This is a genomic window from Streptomyces sp. NBC_01304 (assembly GCF_035975855.1).
Taxonomy (GTDB): domain Bacteria; phylum Actinomycetota; class Actinomycetes; order Streptomycetales; family Streptomycetaceae; genus Streptomyces.
Genome location: NZ_CP109055.1, coordinates 2,854,624 through 2,872,099, shown reverse-complemented (window position 1 = coordinate 2,872,099; position 17,476 = coordinate 2,854,624). Strand labels below are relative to the sequence as shown.

Annotated in this window: 10 protein-coding genes; 8 read left to right on the top strand and 2 right to left on the bottom strand. The window is 72.9% G+C overall.

What is annotated here, in order from left to right; all coding sequences use genetic code 11:
• Positions 1-79: 79 nt before the first annotated feature.
• From OG430_RS12400 to OG430_RS12390, 3 genes are read left to right on the top strand one after another with little or no spacing between them, the layout of a single operon-like run.
• A complete protein-coding gene (locus OG430_RS12400) occupies positions 80-7,513 on the top strand; it encodes a non-ribosomal peptide synthetase (RefSeq protein WP_327352521.1) in 7,434 nt (2,477 codons plus the stop codon).
• Positions 7,506-7,718, top strand: coding sequence for an MbtH family protein (locus OG430_RS12395; RefSeq protein WP_327352520.1), 213 nt, complete (start codon positions 7,506-7,508; stop codon positions 7,716-7,718). Before OG430_RS12400 ends, OG430_RS12395 begins: the two co-directional genes overlap by 8 nt.
• 17 nt (positions 7,719-7,735) lie before the next feature.
• Entirely contained in the window at positions 7,736-9,160 is a 1,425-nt protein-coding gene (locus tag OG430_RS12390) for a DHA2 family efflux MFS transporter permease subunit (RefSeq protein WP_327352519.1), read from the top strand.
• On the opposite strand, the gene fes is transcribed toward OG430_RS12390, so the two are convergent.
• Positions 9,152-10,369 carry an enterochelin esterase gene (fes, locus tag OG430_RS12385; RefSeq protein ID WP_327352518.1) on the bottom strand — a complete coding sequence of 406 codons (1,218 nt, stop codon included), beginning with the start codon at positions 10,367-10,369 and terminating at the stop codon, positions 9,152-9,154. The two genes, OG430_RS12390 and fes, sit on opposite strands and share 9 nt — an antisense overlap.
• Before the next feature lie 37 nt (positions 10,370-10,406).
• Positions 10,407-12,584 carry a Fe(3+)-hydroxamate ABC transporter permease FhuB gene (fhuB, locus tag OG430_RS12380; protein ID WP_327352517.1) on the bottom strand — a complete coding sequence of 726 codons (2,178 nt, stop codon included), beginning with the start codon at positions 12,582-12,584 and terminating at the stop codon, positions 10,407-10,409.
• 124 nt (positions 12,585-12,708) lie between these two features.
• Between fhuB and OG430_RS12375 the strand changes: the two genes are divergently transcribed.
• The 5 genes from OG430_RS12375 (at position 12,709) to OG430_RS12355 (ending at position 17,476) form a co-directional block, all read left to right on the top strand.
• Entirely contained in the window at positions 12,709-13,494 is a 786-nt protein-coding gene (locus OG430_RS12375; protein WP_327352516.1) for a 2,3-dihydro-2,3-dihydroxybenzoate dehydrogenase, read from the top strand.
• 190 nt (positions 13,495-13,684) lie between these two features.
• Entirely contained in the window at positions 13,685-14,908 is a 1,224-nt protein-coding gene (gene dhbC, locus OG430_RS12370) for an isochorismate synthase DhbC (protein WP_442816482.1), read from the top strand.
• Entirely contained in the window at positions 14,905-16,545 is a 1,641-nt protein-coding gene (locus tag OG430_RS12365) for a (2,3-dihydroxybenzoyl)adenylate synthase (RefSeq protein ID WP_327352515.1), read from the top strand. Before dhbC ends, OG430_RS12365 begins: the two co-directional genes overlap by 4 nt.
• Before the next feature lie 62 nt (positions 16,546-16,607).
• A complete protein-coding gene (locus OG430_RS12360; RefSeq protein ID WP_327352514.1) occupies positions 16,608-17,240 on the top strand; it encodes an isochorismatase family protein in 633 nt (210 codons plus the stop codon).
• Positions 17,241-17,245: 5 nt separating this feature from the next.
• Positions 17,246-17,476 carry a phosphopantetheine-binding protein gene (locus tag OG430_RS12355; protein WP_327352513.1) on the top strand — a complete coding sequence of 77 codons (231 nt, stop codon included), beginning with the start codon at positions 17,246-17,248 and terminating at the stop codon, positions 17,474-17,476.

Genomic DNA, 17,476 nt, shown 5'->3' with positions numbered 1-17,476 from the left:
TACCTAAGTCGCACTGCCGGGTTCGGTGGGCGCACAGGAGCCGTACCGTTCGTTTCGCCGTATCCGGGGAGCCCCGCCCATGCGTCACCCAGAGTCCGCGCACGCCGTCGCAGACGCCGAACTTCCGCTGCTCGGCGCCCAGTCCGGGATCTGGCACGCGGCGGCACTCGACCCCGACAACCCCGTCCACAACACGGCGGACCGGGTGGAACTCACCGGCCGGCTCGACGAGGAGCTGTTCGAGCTGGCTCTGCGCGGGACGGTCGCGGAGGCCGACACCCTCAATCTCGCGTTCACCACTGGCGCGGACGGAGGCGCGGGCGGAGGCGTGGACGGCTCAGGTGACGGGACGCCCGCGCAGCGCGTCGTCGCCGAGCGGGACTGGCCGCTGCACCACCTCGACGTGCGCACGGCCGCCGACCCCGAGGCGGCCGCCGAGCGGTGGCTGCGGGCCGATCTGGAGCGGGCCGTCGACCCGGCCGCCGGGCCCCTGATGACCCAGGCCCTGGTCCGCCTCGCCGACGACCGCTACTGGTGGTACCAGCGCGTCCACCACATAGCCGTCGACGCCTACGCCCTGTCGCTGATCGGCGCCCGCGTCGCCGCGCGCTACACCGCCCTCACCCGCGGCGAGACCCCGGAGCCGTCCCCCTTCGGGCGTCTCGCCGACCTGGTCGCCGACGAGGCCACCTACCGGGAGGGCGAACAACACACCGCCGACCGGGAGTTCTGGCAGCAGCGCCTCGCCGACCGCCCGCGCCCCGTGACCCTTGCGGAGGGCCCCGCCGCCCCGGCCCGGCACGTCCTGCGCCGCGTCCACGAGCTGCCCGCACTCGCCGACCTCGAAGACGCCGCCCGTGCCGCCAAGGCCAGCTGGGCCGAACTGGTCATCGCGGCGACCGCCGGCTATCTGCACCGCACCACCGGCGCCCAGGACCTGGTGCTCGGCCTGCCCCTGATGAACCGCCGCGGGCCCGCCGCCCTGCGTACGCCCGCCATGACCGTCAACGTCATGCCGCTGCGGATCTCCGTACGCCCCCACGACACCGGCGCCGAACTCCTGCGCCGCGTCGTCCTCGAGGTGCGCGCGGTCCGCCGCCATCAGCGCTATCGCCTGGAGGACCTGCGCCGCGACCTGGGCCTGTCCGGCAGCGCGCTGCCGCTGTTCGGCCCGATGGTGAACATCAAGGCCTTCGAGGAGGACGGGCACTTCGGCGAGCTCCCGGCCGCCGTGCACAACCTCGCGGCCGGGCCGGTCGACGACCTCGCCGTCACCGCGGTGCCCGGACCGGGCGGCACGCTGCGGCTCGGCCTCGACGCCAACCCGTCCTGCTACGACGCCACTTCGCTCGACCGCCACCAGCGCGGCCTGCTCCGCTTCCTCCAGGAACTGGTCGCCCTCCTCGCCGACGACCCGCACCGGCCCGTCGGCACCATCGACCTGCTCGACCCCGAGGAAGTGCGTGCCGCCACCGCGGGCCGCACCGAGCCGCCCGTCACCCGCACCGTCCCCGAGCTGTTCGCCGCACAGGCCGCCCGTACGCCGGACGCGGTGGCCGTGCGGGACGCCTCCCGCGCCCTCACCTTCGCCGGGCTGGAAGCCGCCGCCAACCAACTCGCCCTGGAACTGGGCGAGTCAGGCGTCCGCCCCGGCGACGCGGTCGCGCTCGCCCTGCCGCGCAGCGCCGACACCGTCATCGCCCTGCTCGCCGTACTCAAGGCGGGCGGCGTCTGCCAGCCCCTCGACCTCGGCCACCCCGAGCAGCGCATCGCGGCCGTCCTGGACGACGCCCGCCCGGTCTGCGTCGTCGGTACGGCGGACGCCGTGCGGGGGTTGCCGTCCGAGGCGGTCGCGGGCATGGCGGCCCTGCTGCTCGACGAGGCGGCGACCGCGGCCCGGATCGCCGCGCGCCAGACCATCGCACCGGACACCGCACCCCGCCCGGACCAGGACGCCTATCTCATCCACACCTCCGGATCGACCGGCCGCCCCAAGGGAGTCGTGGTCACCCACGCCTCCCTCGCCAACCTGCACGCCGGGCACGGCACCGACCACATCGCGCCCGCCCAGGCCCGTACCGGCCGCGACCGGCTCAAGGTCGCCCACAGCGCCTCCTTCGCCTTCGACGCCTCCTGGGACCCGGTCCTGTGGATGGTCCACGGGCACGAGCTGCACGTCCTGGACGACGCCACCTACCGGGACACCGCCGCGCTCCTCGCCTACGTCGACACCCACCGCGTCGACTACCTCGACGTCACCCCCTCCTATGTCGAAGCCCTCATCGCCGAAGGACTGTTGGACGACGGCCGACACCACCCGGCCGTGATCGTGGTCGGCGGCGAGACCGTCCCCGGCCCGCTGTGGGAGCGCCTGTCCACGACGCCGGGTGTCCGCCCGATCAACCTGTACGGGCCGACCGAGACCACCGTCGACGCCTACTACTGGCTCCCGGACGGCATGGACTCCGTCGGAAGCGGTACGGACCCCGTCGGAGGCGGCACGGACTCCGTCGGAAGCGGTACGGACCCCGTCGGCATCAACACGGGCTCCATCGGAACCGGCCACCCCGTCCGCGCCTCCCGCGCCTACGTCCTCGACCCGGCCCTGCGACCCACCCCGCCCGGCGTCACCGGTGAGCTCTACATCGCCGGGGCCTGCCTGGCCCGCGGCTATCTGGGCCGCCCGGACCTCACCGCCGAGCGCTTCACCGCCGACCCGTTCGGCGCGCTGCACGGCGAGCCGGGCGCCCGCATGTACCGCACCGGCGACCTCGTGCGCCGCCGCGAGGACCACACCCTGGAATTTCTCGGCCGCGCCGACGACCAGGTGAAGATCCGCGGCTTCCGCATCGAACTCGGCGAGATCCAGGCCGTGTTGGCGACCCATCCGGCGGTCGTCCAGGCCGCCGTCATCGCCCGCGACACCGCACACGGCAAGCGCCTCCTCGGCTATGCGGTGGCCCAGGCCAAGGCCGCCCCCACCCCGGAAGAGCTCCGCGCCCACCTGGCCGCCACCCTGCCCGACCACATGGTCCCGGCCGCGATCGTCCTCCTGGACGCCCTGCCCCGCACCGCCAACGACAAGCTCGACCACCGTGCCCTCCCCGACCCCGAGCCCACCGCGCAGGAGCAGGACACCGCGCCCCGCAGCCCGCAGGAGGAGATCCTCTGCGGCCTCTTCGCCGACCTCCTCGACCTGCCCGAACCCCCCTCCGTGCACGCCAACTTCTTCGACCTGGGCGGCCATTCACTGCTCGCGGGCCGCCTCGCCGCCCGTATTCGCGAGGCCTTCCCCGCCGCGTTGACCCTCGCCGACGTCTTCCGCGCCCCGACCCCCGCAGGCCTCGCCGCCCTGCTCCGGGACGCGACCGCCCCCGAGCCCCGCCCCGCGCTCACCGCCGCCCCGCCCCAGGAGCGCGCCCCGCTCTCCCCGGCACAGCAGCGCCTGTGGTTCATGCACCGGCTCGAAGGCCCCAGCCCCACCTACAACATCCCCCTGGTCCTCTCCCTCGAAGGCCCTCTCGACCAGGACGCACTGCAGCGGGCCCTGGGCGACCTCACCGACCGTCACCAGACACTGCGCACCGTATATCCCGCCACTGACAACGACCTTGGCGCGCAGCCGTTCCAGCAGGTCATCCCGGCCGGCACCCCCGCATCCCGCCCGACCCTGCACACCGAGCGCCTCGCCGACGTCCACCCCGAACTCCAGCTGCGTACCGCCGTACGCCACTGCTTCGACCTGGCCGCCGAAGCCCCCATCAAGGCCACCCTGTTCACCGACGGGGCCCACCGCCACACGCTCCTCCTGCTCCTGCACCACATAGCCGCCGACGGAGCCTCCACCACCCCCCTGGCCCGCGACCTCGCCACCGCCTACGCCGCCCGCAGCCAGGGCCGGGCCCCCCAACTCCCGCCGCTGCCCGTCCAGTACACGGACCACACCGCTTGGCAGCAGCGTCTGATGGGCACCGCCACGGAGCCCACCGCGCTCGCCGCCCGGCAGCTCGACCACTGGCGTGAGGCCCTTGCCGGGCTCCCGGACCAGCTGGAGCTGCCCACCGACCGGCCCCGCCCGGCCGTGGCCTCGTACGAGGGCGACACCGTCCCCTTCCACCTGGACGCCGAGACCCACCAGGCCCTGAAGTCCCTGGCCCGCGCCACCCGCACCAGCGTGTTCATGACCGTCCAGGCGGGCCTCGCCGCCCTCCTCACCCGGCACGGCTGCGGCACCGACATCCCGCTCGGCACCCCGGTCGCGGGCCGCGACGACGACACCACCACCGATCTGGTCGGCTTCTTCGTCAACACCCTCGTCCTGCGCACCGACACCTCCGGCGCCCCGACCTTCCGTACCCTCCTGGACCGGGTGCGCGGCACGGTCCTGGCCGCGCACGACAACGCCGACGTGCCCTTCGACCGTCTCGTCGAGGAGCTCAACCCGCCGCGCTCGCTCGCCCGCCACCCGCTCTTCCAGACGATGCTGGCCTGGCAGTCCGTGCCCGACAGCGCCTTCGCCATGGGCGAGGCGACCGCCCGCATGGCGGCCGTCCCGTCCGGCACCGCGAAGTTCGACCTCACCCTGAACGCGGGGGAGCGGCCCGAGGGCGGCATCTCCGGCTTCCTGGAATTCCGTACGGACCTTTTCGACCGGACCACCGCCGAGGCCCTTTCCGACCGCCTCGCCCGCCTGCTCGCCGGAGCCGTCGCCGACCCCGACACCCCGATCGGCCTGCTCCCGCTGCTCGGCGCGGACGAGCACCGCCGCTCGATCGTCGAATGGAACCAGCAGGCCGGCCTCCCGGAAACCCCGGAAACCCAGGAAGCCCCGGAAACCCCGAAGGCCACCCTCGCCGACCTCTTCGACGAAGCCGCCGCCCAGCACCCCACGAGGACCGCCGCGACCTGCGCGGACGCCTCCCTCACCTACGCCGAACTCGCCGCCCGCGCCAATCGCCTGGCCCGCAACCTCGCCGGCCGGGGCATCGGCCCCGGCCAGATCGCCGCCCTCGCCCTGCCCCGCTCCCTCGACCTGGTCGTCGGCCTCCTCGCGGTCGCCAAGTCCGGTGCGGCCTACCTCCCGATGGACCCGGACTACCCGGCGGACCGCCTCGCCTACATGCTCGACGACGCCCGCCCGGCCGCCCTGCTCACGGACTCGGCGACCGCCCCGGCCCTCCCCGCCAACGACCTGCCCCACATCCTGGTCGACGGCAGCGACAGCGACGGCACCGACAGCGAGACGTACGCCGACACCGACCTCACCGACGCCGAGCGCACCCGCCCGCTGACCCCCGCCGACATGGCGTACGTCATCTACACCTCGGGTTCCACGGGCCGTCCCAAGGGCGTCCCGGTCACCCACCACAACGTCGTGCGGCTCTTCACCGCGACCGACCACTGGTTCGGCTTCGACGAGTCGGACGTGTGGACGCTGTTCCACTCGTACGCCTTCGACTTCTCGGTGTGGGAGCTGTGGGGCGCTCTGCTGCACGGCGGCCGCGTCGTGGTCGTGCCGCACCTCGTCAGCCGCGACCCGGCGGGCTTCCTGGACCTTCTGGCCCGCGAGCAGGTCACCGTCCTCAACCAGACCCCGTCGGCCTTCTACCAGCTGGCCGCCGCCGACCGCGACCGCCCGGGCGCCCAACTCGCCCTGCGCTACGTCGTGTTCGGCGGGGAGGCCCTGGAGCTGGGGCGCCTCGACGACTGGTACCACCGGCACGCCGAGGACGCGCCGACCCTCGTCAACATGTACGGCATCACCGAGACGACCGTCCACGTCTCGTACTTCGCGCTCGACCGGGAGACGGCCGCCAAGAGCGCGTCGAGCACCATCGGCGTGAACATCCCGGACCTCAGGGTGTACGTCCTCGACGAGTATCTGCAGCCCGTGCCGCCCGGTGTCACCGGTGAGATGTACGTCGCCGGGGAGGGCCTCGCGCGCGGCTATCTGGGCCGCCACGCGCTGACCGCCGAACGCTTCGTCGCCGACCCGTACGGCCCGCCCGGCACCCGCATGTACCGCTCCGGCGACCTCGCCCGGCGCCGCACCGACGGCATGCTCGACTACTTCGGGCGCGCCGACCACCAGGTCAAGATCCGCGGCTTCCGCATCGAACTCGGCGAGATCGAGGCCGTGTTGGCGGGCCACCCGGACGTCGCGGACGCGGCCGTCGTCGTCCGCGAGGACACCCCGGGGGACAAGCGCCTCGTCGGATACGTGGTCGCAGGCGGCGAGACGCCCGGCGCGGACATCCGTGAAGGCGCGGGCATCCGCGAGGGCGCGGACATACGTGAATACGCCGCCGGGGAACTCCCCGTCCACATGGTCCCGTCCGCCGTAGTCCTGCTCGACCGCCTCCCGCTCACCGCCAACGGCAAGCTCGACCGGGCGGCCCTGCCCGCCCCCGACCTCGCCGCGGCCGTCACCGAGGGCCGGGCCCCGCGGGGCCCGCGCGAGGAGCAGCTGTGCGCGCTGTTCGCCGAGGTGCTCGGGCTGCCCCGGGTCGGCGTGGAGGACAACTTCTTCGACCTGGGCGGACATTCACTGCTCGCCGTGACCCTCGCCGGGCGCGTCAAGGCCGTCCTCGGTGCGGACATCGGCATCGGCACGATCTTCCAGGCGCCGACCGTCGCCGCCCTCGACGCCGCCCTCGACGAGGGGCAGCACACGGACGCCCTGGACGTGCTGCTGCCGCTGCGCCCGGCGACGTACGGGACGACCGAATCCCCCCTCTACTGCGTGCACCCGGCCGGCGGCCTCAGCTGGTGCTACGCCGGTCTGATCCGGCACCTGCCCGCCGACCTGCCGATCTACGGCCTGCAGGCGCAGGGCGTGGGCGCCGCGACCGCCGGGCAGCCGCTGCCGGGGTCCCTCGAAGAGCTCGCCGCGCACTACGTCGACCGGCTGCGCGAGGTCCGCCCGCAGGGCCCGTACCGGCTGCTCGGCTGGTCCACCGGCGGGATCATCGCGCACGCCATGGCGACCCGGCTCCAAGACCTGGGCGAGGAAGTGGAGTTGCTGGCCATCCTCGACGCCTACCCGGCCGAGGGCTTTCGCGAGCTGCCCGTTCCCGACCAGGCCGAGGCCCTCGAAGCCCTGCTCACCATGGGCGGTTACGGCCCCGACAGCCTGGCGGGCAAGCCCCTCGAACTCGGCACCGTCACCGAGGTCCTGCGCCGCGAGGGCTCGCCGCTCGCCAGTCTCGACGACGCGACCTTCGAAGCTCTCAACGACCTCTACCTCAACACCAATCACCTCGTACGCCGCTACGACCACCGGGTCTTCGACGGCGACGTGCTGTTCTTCCGGGCCACCGTCGACACCATCGACGACACGCTCACCCCCGACACCTGGGCGCCCTATGTCACCGGCCGCATCGACAACACGAACGTCGCCTGCTCGCACAAGGACATGACGCTGCCCGAGCCGATCGCGCACATCGCGCGCGTGGTCGCGGAATCCCTGACCGCCCTCAACACCCGTAACGCTATGGAGCACCCCGATGAGTGACGCACCCGCCAACCCCTTCGACGGCGACGGCGAGTCCAGCCTTTTCTACGTGCTCGTCAACGACCAGGACCAGCACAGCCTTTGGCCCGCCTTCGCCGCCGTCCCCGAGGGCTGGAGAGTCGGGCACGGCCCGTGCGCGCGGCAGCAGGCCCTGGACTGGATCACCGAGCACTGGACCGATCTGACCCCGGCCTCCGCCCGATGAAGCCCACGCTCCCCCCGATGCTGTCCCCGCGCATCGCCGTCGTGATCGTCTACACGGCGGCGATGTGCATGAACGGCCTCGACTCGACCATCGTCAACCCGGCCCTGCTCACCATCGCCCGCGACTTCGACGCCCCGGTCTCGGCCGCGAACACCGTCGAGGTCGCCTTCCTGGTGAGCCTCGCCGCGGCCCTCCCGGTGGCGGGCTGGCTCGGCGACCGGTTCGGCACCAAACGGGTCTTCCTGGGTGCGCTGGCTCTCTTCACCCTCGCGTCCGCGGCCTGCGGACTCTCCCAGGACCTGACCGCGCTGGTGCTCTCCCGGGTCGTACAGGGCCTGGCGGGCGGCCTGTTGACTCCGGTCGGCATGACGCTGCTCTTCCGTACGTATCCGCCGCACGAGCGGGTCAAGCTGTCCAAGGTCCTCATCGTGCCGACCGCCCTGATGCCGGCCCTCGGACCGCCGCTCGGCGGCCTCCTCACCCAACACCTGTCGTGGCACTGGCTGTTCTTCGTCAACGTGCCGATCGGCGCGGCCGCCGTGCTGCTCGGTCTCGTCGGCATCCGCGAGCACGTGGAGGGGACCGAGGGGCGTTTCGACCTGACCGGATTCCTGCTCGCCACACCCGCCCTCGGACTTCTGACGTACGCGCTCGGGTTCGGCCCCTCGCACGGTTGGACCTCGCCGTCCATCGCCGTCTCCGGGGTCTTGGGCCTCGCCCTCCTGGTGGCGGCGGTCGTACATCAACTCCGGGCTGCGACACCCCTGTTGGAGCTGAAGCTCCTCGCCGACAAGGTCTACGCCGTCGCCACCGGGCTGGCCCTGCTCACCTCGGCGGGCCTGATGGGCGTCCTGTTCGTGTTCCCGCTGCTCTACCAGGCGGTGCTCGGGGCCTCCGCGCTCGACGCGGGCCTCAGCGTGTTCCCCGAGGCGCTCGGCCTGATGCTGGCGTCGCAGGTGGTGGACCGGCTGCTGCCCAGGCTCGGGCCACGGCTGCTTGCCGCGCCCGCGCTGGTCCTTGCCGCCGGGGTGTTCGCCGCGCTCGCGGTCCCTGCGGTCGCCGAAAGTGCCTGGGCGGTACGCGGGTTGATGTTCCTGGTCGGGCTCGTCCTCGGGACGGCCGTGCTGACCATCCAGATCGCCGGGTTCGCGGACGTGGCGCCGCCTCGGATGGGGCAGGCGATGGGGCTCTTCACGATCGTACGTACCCTCGGCGGGGCCCTCGGCATCGCCGCCGCGGCGGCCGTGGTCGGGGCGCTCGGCGAGTCCGGGGACGCGCACGGGGGAGCGGAGGCCGGGCCCTATCAGGCGGCGATCCTGGTGACCGCCGCCCTGGTCGCGCTCGGCACGCTGGTCGCCCTGCGCATGCCCCGAGAGGCACCGGCCCCGCCGCCCTTCGACGACGAGGTGCCGGAGCACGAGGCGGCGGAAAGCTCAGCCTGACGACGGAAGTAGTACCGCGAGTCCCTCGGCGAGCCCGCCGCGCCAACAGGCGTAGTCGTGCCCGCCGTTGAACTCGCGGTACGTCAGCTCGTACCCCCGTGCTTCCAGCACATTGCGCAGATGACGGGTCTGCGGGAGCAGCATCCACTCCTGCACGCCCACCTCGACGTGGAAGCGCACCGGCAGCCGCTCGGTGACCGCGAACTGACGGGTCAGCCACTCGCTGCCCTCGTCGAACTCGGTGCCGTCCGGCCACCAGAACGACCCGGACTGGCTGAGCGCGTTCCCGAACCGCTCGGGCCGCCGCAGCCCCGCGAACGCCGCCGTCAGGCCGCCCGCACTCTGCCCCGCCACGACCGTGCGCGCCGGGTCGTCGGTGACGTGGAACTCCCGCTGGGCCCACGGCAGCAGGACGTCCGCGAGCCAGTCCACGAACTCCTCGCCGCAGAACAGATCGGCCAGGCGCCGGTCCCGGCCCATGGTGTCCACCATCAGCGCGACGGTCGGCTCGATCCGCCCCTCGGCGGCGAGCTGGTCGAGGGTGTCCCCGAAGCGCAGCACCGGCCCCCACATCTCGCCGTCGCACAGCACGGCCACGGCGTACGGGCCACCGTCCGCCCGGTGATCGGCGGGGAGGTGCACGTACACGCGCCGCCCGTCCACCTCGGCCTCGACCGTCCGCCCGCCGGGCACGCCTGCCGCCCGCAACGGCTGCGGCGGCGCGTCGGGCAGTGCCATCACGGAGGCCGGGCTGCGCCCGTCGCGCGAGGCGAGCCCCGGCTCACGGCTCAACGGGTCCGGCACCGCACCGTCCAACACCCGTATCCAGGAGGCGCGTTCGGTGCTCAGCGTCTGCTCGCGGGGTCCGTGGGCGACGTAGAACTGGTACGAGGCCCGGTGATCGGCGCGCAGCCGATAGGTGTGCGCCCAGATGTCCGTGCCCGCGATCCGCCGCATCAGGTGCGGGGTGAGATCGCCCGCGTGCCGGTCCTTGTCGCAGACCGTGTGCAGCAGGGCGAGCACATCGTCGGCGGGGCTCTCGGGGTCGTCCCGCCACAGGAAGGTGACCAGGCGGTACGCGGCGTCCTCGGGGTCGGGCTCGACGAGAGGCGTGCCGTGCTCGGCGGCGTACCGCCAGAACTCCTCGACGGCGCCTGCCTTCCCGGCCGCGACGGCCTCGGCGAGCTCGCTTACGACAGGGCTGTCCATGGATCCCGTACGCCTTCCGGCAGTTGAGTGGAGGGGGTCAGACACGCGTGGCCGCCGACTTCCCGAGCAGCACCCACAGCAGGAACGGCCCGCCGAGCACCGTCGTGACCACGCCGACCGGCACCTCGACCCCGTCGAACACGGTCCGCCCGAGGGTGTCGGCCAGCAGGATCAGTGCGGCCCCGACCAGGACGGACCCGAACACCGGGACCCTGAGCGGTCCCGCGAGCCGGCTCGCGATGACGGGCGAGGCGAGGGCGACGAAGCCGACCGGTCCGCAGATGCCGACCGCGAGCCCGGCGAGGGCCACGGCAAGGAGCAGGCAGATCGCGCGGATCCGGGCCGGGGCGACGCCGAGGGACGCCGCCGTGGAGTCGTCGAAGCGCAGCACGTTGAGGTGGCGGGCGACGATCAGGGCGATCGGGACGAGTACCGCGAGGCCGATGAGGACCGGTGTGGCGACGTCGTAGGAGCGGCCGTTGAGGCTGCCGGAGGTCCAGGTGTAGAGCGCGCTGGAGGAGTTGAGTGAGCGGCGGGAGAGGACGACCTGGGTGGCGGCGGAGGCGAGCGCCGACATGGCGAGGCCGACGACGAGCACCCGGTAGCCGCGCTGCCCGAGCCCGCCGGACACCGCGGTCACCACGACGACCGCGACCAGGGCGCCGACCGGACCGGCCCACCAGGCGCCGAACGCGCCGGTGACGCTGACCGAGACGAGGACGGCCGCGGTGGCGCCGTCGTTGACGCCGAGGAGTTCGGGGGTGGCGAGGCGGTTGCGGGCGAGGGTCTGGGTGAGGCAGCCCGCGAGGCCGAGGGCCGCGCCCGCGGTGAGGGCGGCGACGATCCGGCCGAGGCGGAACTTCTGCACGAGCAGCACGTCGAAGCGGTCGCCCTGGCCGAAAATCGCCCGGAAGGTGCGCTCGACACCCATGTCGCTCTGTCCGGCGTACGCGGCGAACACCACGGCCGCCAGGACGACTCCGGCAAGCAGGCACGCGGCGAGCGCGGGGCGGTAGGCGAGGAGCACCGAGACCGGTCCGCGCCGCACGACCAGGTGATCCCGGCGCGGCTTGGCGACCGGGGCGCGCCGGGGCGCCTCGGCCGTGGCGGGCTCCGTCATGCCCAGCGCGCCCAGCCTCCTGGACCGTACGATCGCGATGAGCACCGGCGCCCCGATCAGCGCGACGATGACCGCGACCGGCGCCTCGAACGGCCGCGACACCACCCGGGCAAGGACATCGGCCCCGGTCAGCACGGCCGCCCCGACGAGGCCCGCGAGGGCGATCTGCGCGCCGAGCCGGGGGCCCGCCAACGTACGGGCGAGGAAGCCCGCGAGCAGCCCGAGAAACGAGATCGGCCCGACCAACGCCACGGCGGACGCGGTGAGAAGGGTCACGGCGAGGGCCACGGTGACCCGGATCAGACCGGGCCGGTGCCCGAGTCCGCGCGCCAGGTCGTCGCCGAGCGCGAGCGCGGAGAGGGGACGCGCGACGAGCAGCGCCACCAGGAATCCGGCGCCGAGCACCGGCAGCAGTCCGCCGAGCGCGTCGAAGCCCTCGACGCCGGCCAGCGAGCCGAGCACCCAGAACCGGAAGCCGTCGTACGCCGTCGCCGAGTTGACGATGATGAGGCTCGTCAGACCGCCGAAGGTGGCGCCGAGCGCGGAGCCCGCGAGGACCAGGCGCATCGGTGAACCGCCACCCTTGCTGCCCGATATGAGCAGGACGAGGCCGCTGGCGAGGATCGCCCCGCCGAAGGCCCACACCAGATAGCCGCCCGAGGTCTCCACGCCGAGGAAGGCGATCCCGGTCACGACGCCGAGCGCGGCGCCCGCGTTGACGCCCAGAAGTCCGGTTTCGGCCAAGGGATTTCGGGTCACCGCCTGCAGCAGACAGCCGGCCACGCCGAGCGCGGCGCCGACCAGGAGCGCGGTGGCGGTGCGCGGCATGCGCAGCTCGCCGACCACCAGGTCCAGGCGCGTGGTCGAGCGGCCCATGAGGTAGTCGAGGACGCCTCCCGCGCCGACCTCGCCCGCACCCACGGAGAGCGAGAGGGCGGCCAGGGCGAGCACCACGACGCTCAGGGCGAGCGTCGGGATCAGCAGATTCCCGCGGCCGCTCGTGCTCAACTCGCGCTTTTGCGCGGGGGGTTGAGGGTCGGTCGAGGTGTCGGGGGAATCGGCCAAGTTCCGGCGTTCCGCTTGCGGGAGAAGCATAAGGTAAGGCTAGCCTAACAAGAGAGCGACCCCACGCTGTACCCCTCATGATCGTGGTGTTAGGTTAGCCTTACCTGACTTGAAGACGGCCGGATATCTACCGGTCTGGGCGAGGGGATTCACCGTGCAGCAGTCAGAACTCGCCGGGCGCACCGCGCTGGTCACCGGCGCGGGCCAGGGCATAGGCGAGGCCGTCGCCCGCGTGCTGGCCGATCGCGGCGCACGCGTGGTGGCGGTGGACCGGACTCCCGGCGGAATCAAGGCACTTGAGGCGTCGTACGCCGACGACCGCATCGTCGCCCGCGCCGCCGACGTCACCGACGCCGCGGCGGTGGAGGCCGTGGTGGACGACGTGGAGCGGACCGTGGGGCCGCTCGACATCCTCGTCAACGTCGCGGGCATCCTGCGCACCGCGCCGGTGGTCGAGCTCGGCGACGACGACTGGGCCGAGACCTTCGCCGTCAACTCCACCGGCGTCTTCCACGCCTCGCGCGCCGCCGCCCGCCGCATGACCCCGCGCCGCTCCGGTTGCATCGTCACCGTCGGTTCCAATGCGGCGGGGGTGCCGCGTACGAGCATGGCCGCGTATGCCGCGTCGAAGGCTGCCGCCACGATGTTCACGAAGTGTCTGGGGCTTGAGTTGGCCCGTAGCGGTGTTCGCTGCAATGTGGTTTCGCCCGGGTCCACGGATACTGCGATGCAGCGCGATCTGTGGGTGGACCCCGAGTCCAAGGATGTCCCCGGACGGGTGATCGAGGGTGATCCGGAGGCGTATCGGGTCGGGATTCCGCTCGGCCGGATCGCCGAAGCGATCGATATCGCCGAGGCGGTTGCGTTCCTGGTCTCCGACCGGGCGCGGCACATCACCATGCATGACCTTTACGTGGATGGTGGCGCCACCCTTCGCTAGCCGCGGCCCGGTAGTAGTTCGACTGCGGGGCCGATGTGGCTGGTCGCGCCCCGCGGCGGAGCCGCAGATGACACAGCCCCGCGCCCCTGAGGGGCGCAACCCCCCTACCCCAACCTTCGGGGCGCACCCCCTGCCCCCACCCTCCGGGGCGAACCCCGCCCCCACCTTCGGTGCCACCGCACCGTGACGAATGGAGTTCCCGGTGACCACGGCACCCGAGGCGCCCGACGTGCAGGCGCCGCGCATACCCGAGGCGCTCGCCCAAGTGGGCGCCGCCACCGCGCTGCTCGACGCCTATGCGCCGGGCGACGCCCGGTTCTTCGCGTCGCCCACCCGTACCCTTCTCGCGCACGGCGTGCGCGCCGAAGTGCCGCACGACGCGCGGCCGTTGCCCGTCAGGGTCGCCGAGACGCTCGACGCCCAGCTGCGTGGAGGGAACCGGGCGCCCGTCGTGGTCGGCGCCGTGCCCTTCGACCACACCGCGCCCGCCGCGCTCGCCGTCCCCGAGGTCGCCCGTTGGGCGCCCGCCCTGTGCGAGGACCCGCTCGTCGGCATCCCCGCGCCGGTGCCCGGCGCGGGCGGCTGGCAGGTCCGTCCGGTCCCCGCCCCGGACGTCTACGGCGCGGGCGTCGCCGAGGCCGTACGCCGCATGCGTGCGGGCGAGTTCAGCAAGGTGGTGCTCGCCCGCACCCTGGAGCTCACCTCGCCGCGTGCCCTCGACATCCCCGCGATGCTGCAGCGCCTGGCCCGCCGCGACCCTTCCGGCTACACCTTCGCCGTGCCTTCGGGCCCCGGCCGCACCCTGCTCGGCGCCAGCCCGGAACTCCTCGTCAGCCGCCGCGGCAACCGGCTCACGGCCAACCCCCTCGCCGGATCGACGCCCCGCAGCGCCGACCTAGCCGAGGACGTCCGGCGGGCCGCCGCCCTCCTGGAGTCCGCCAAGGACCTGCACGAGCACGCGGTCGTCGTCGACGCCGTACGTGACGCCCTCGCCCCGTACTGCGCCGACCTCGAAGTCCCCGAGCGCCCCACCCTCGTACGCACCGCCGCCATGTGGCACCTGTCCACGACCGTCACTGGCACCCTCGCCCAACCCGCCACCTCAGCACTGGAGTTGGCCTGGGCACTGCACCCGACCCCGGCCGTCTGCGGCACCCCCACCGCCCTCGCCCGCGAGGTCATCGGCGAGCTGGAGCCCTTCGACCGCGGCCTCTACACCGGCATGGTCGGCTGGGGCGACGCGAGCGGCGACGGCGAGTGGGTCGTCACCATCCGCTGCGCCGAGGCCGAGGCCAACCGCCTGCGCCTGTTCGCCGGCGCGGGTGTCGTCGCCGACTCCACGCCCGAGGCCGAGACCGCCGAGACCGGCGCCAAGTTCCAGACGTTCCTGCACGCCGTCGGAGTCGACCAGTGAGCATTCCCGTCAACACCGCCCCCGACGCGCCGCTGTGGCCCGCCGAGTTCGCCGACCGCTATCGCGAGCTCGGCTACTGGCGGGGCGAGACCTTCGGCCGCATGCTCCAGGAGCGCGCCGAGCGCCACCCCGACCGGATCGCCGTCGTCGACCCGGCGCGGCACCATCGCTGGACGTACGGCCAACTCAACGAGCGGGCCTGGCGGATGGCCGCCGGCTTCGCCGCGAAGGGGATCGGCAAGGGCGACCGGGTGGTCGTCCAGCTTCCCAACATCGCCGAGTTCTTCGAGGTGATCTTCGGCCTTTTCCGGATCGGTGCCCTGCCGGTCTTCGCGCTGCCCGCGCACCGGCACACCGAGATCCGCTATTTCTGCGAGTTCACCGAGGCCGTCGCGTACGTCGTCCCGGATGTCGCGGCCGGCTTCGACCACCGCGACCTGGCGTCCCGCGTGAAGGCCGAAGTGCCCATGCTGCGGCACGTGTTCGTGGCCGGAGACCCCGGCGAGCACACACGTCTGGCCGACGTCCCCACCGAGCCCGACGCCTTCCCCCACCCCCAGCCCGACCCCTCGGACCTGGCCTTCCTCCAGCTCTCCGGCGGCTCCACGGGCGTGCCCAAGCTGATCCCGCGCACCCACGACGACTACCTCTATTCGCTGTGGGGCTCCAACGAGATCTGCGCGGTCGACGAGAACTCCGTCTATCTCGTCGCGCTCCCCGCCGCCCACAACTTCCCGCTCAGCTCGCCCGGTTCACTCGGCGCGCTGTACGCGGGCGGCCGCGTCGTGCTGTGCCCGAGCCCCGACCCGGAGACCGCCTTCCCGCTCATCGAGCAGGAGCGCGTCACCCTGACTGGCCTGGTCCCGCCGCTCGCCCTCGTCTGGACGGAGGCCGGCCCCCACACCCGCCACGACCTCTCCAGCCTCGACGTACTGCTGGTCGGCGGCGCCAAGTTCAGCGAGGAGGCCGCCCGCCGGGTGCGGCCCGCGCTCGGCTGCACGCTGCAGCAGGTCTTCGGGATGGCCGAGGGCCTGGTCAACTACACCCGCCTGGACGACCCGGTGGAGACCGTCGTCACCACCCAGGGCCGGCCCATCTCCGACCACGACGAGGTCAGGATCGTCGACGACGAGGACCAGGACGTCGAGCCGGGGGAGACCGGGCACCTGCTCACCCGCGGCCCGTACACGATCCGCGGCTACTGGCGGGCCCCCGAGCACAACGCCCGCTCCTTCACGGCCGACGGCTTCTACCGGACCGGGGACGTCGTACGCATGACGGACACCGGGCACCTCGTCGTCGAGGGGCGGGCCAAGGACCAGATCAACCGCGGCGGCGAGAAGATCGCCGCCGAGGAGGTCGAGAACGTCATCCTCGCCCACCCGTCCGTCCACGACGTGTCCGTGGTCGCCGTCCCCGACACCTATCTCGGCGAACGCACCTGCGCGTACGTGGTGTTGCGCGAGGGCGCCGCACCCCTGAAGCCCGTGGCGATCAAGAAGTTCGTACGCGAACGGGGTCTGGCCGCGTACAAGATCCCCGACCGCGTCGAGTTCGTCGACGCCTTCCCGCAGACCGGCATCGGCAAGGTCAGCAAGAAGGACCTGCGGATCACGGCGGACCGCTCCCGCGACTGATTCCCGCTCGCGCGGATGATCCTTCGCCCCCCTTCCCCAGAAAACCCGAAAGGCCCCACCCCATGGCGCTCCCGGCCATCGCTCCCTACCCCATGCCCACCGCGGCCGAGCTGCCCGCGAACCGCGTCGACTGGACCGTCGACCCGGACCGCGCCGTGCTGCTCGTGCACGACCTGCAGAACTACTTCCTCGGCGCGTTCCAGGCCGATGCATCCCCGGTCACCGAACTCCTCGGCAGCGTGGGCCTGTTGACGAAGGAAGCCCGGCGCGTCGGCATTCCCGTCGTCTACTCCGCGCAGCCCGGCGGGCAGTCGGCGGCCGAGCGCGGGCTGCAGCAGGACTTCTGGGGGCCGGGCCTCCCGGACGACGAGCAGGCCAAGGCGATCGCCGGGGCCGTCGCGCCCGAGCCGGGCGACATCGTGCTCACCAAGTGGAAGTACAGCGCGTTCGTCCGCACCGAACTCGCCGAGCGGATGAAGCTCCAGGGCCGCGACCAGCTGATCATCGTCGGCGTCTACGCCCACATCGGCGTCATGATGAGCGCCTGCGACGCCTGGATGCAGGACATCCAGGCCTTCCTCGTCGCCGACGCCGTAGCCGACTTCTCGCGCGCCGACCACGACACGGCGCTCGCCTGGGCGGCCGGCAAGTGCGCGGTCGTGACCACCACCGACTCGATCCTCAAGGGGGCCTGACCGCCATGGCACTGACACTCCAGCAGATCCGCGAGGACGTCGCCGATGTCCTCGGCGAGGACCCCGCCGACATCCCCGACGACGAGAACCTGGTCGACTACGGCCTGGACTCCGTGCGCATCATGATCCTGCGCGAGCGCTGGCGCCGCGACCACGGCATCGAGGCGTCCTTCGCCGATCTCGCCGAACAGCCCGCGATCGAGAGCTGGGCCCCCCTGCTCAAGGCCACCACGTGA

What these genes read in the sequence shown, in the direction of transcription:
- OG430_RS12400 (WP_327352521.1), top strand. Translation starts at nt 80, where the DNA reads ATGCGTCACCCAGAGTCCGCGCACGCCGTCGCAGACGCCGAACTTCCG.
- OG430_RS12395 (WP_327352520.1), top strand. Translation starts at nt 7,506, where the DNA reads ATGAGTGACGCACCCGCCAACCCCTTCGACGGCGACGGCGAGTCCAGC.
- OG430_RS12390 (WP_327352519.1), top strand. Translation starts at nt 7,736, where the DNA reads ATGCTGTCCCCGCGCATCGCCGTCGTGATCGTCTACACGGCGGCGATG.
- fes (WP_327352518.1), bottom strand. Translation starts at nt 10,369, where the DNA reads ATGGACAGCCCTGTCGTAAGCGAGCTCGCCGAGGCCGTCGCGGCCGGG.
- fhuB (WP_327352517.1), bottom strand. Translation starts at nt 12,584, where the DNA reads ATGCTTCTCCCGCAAGCGGAACGCCGGAACTTGGCCGATTCCCCCGAC.
- dhbC (WP_442816482.1), top strand. Translation starts at nt 13,685, where the DNA reads ATGGAGTTCCCGGTGACCACGGCACCCGAGGCGCCCGACGTGCAGGCG.
- OG430_RS12360 (WP_327352514.1), top strand. Translation starts at nt 16,608, where the DNA reads ATGGCGCTCCCGGCCATCGCTCCCTACCCCATGCCCACCGCGGCCGAG.
- OG430_RS12355 (WP_327352513.1), top strand. Translation starts at nt 17,246, where the DNA reads ATGGCACTGACACTCCAGCAGATCCGCGAGGACGTCGCCGATGTCCTC.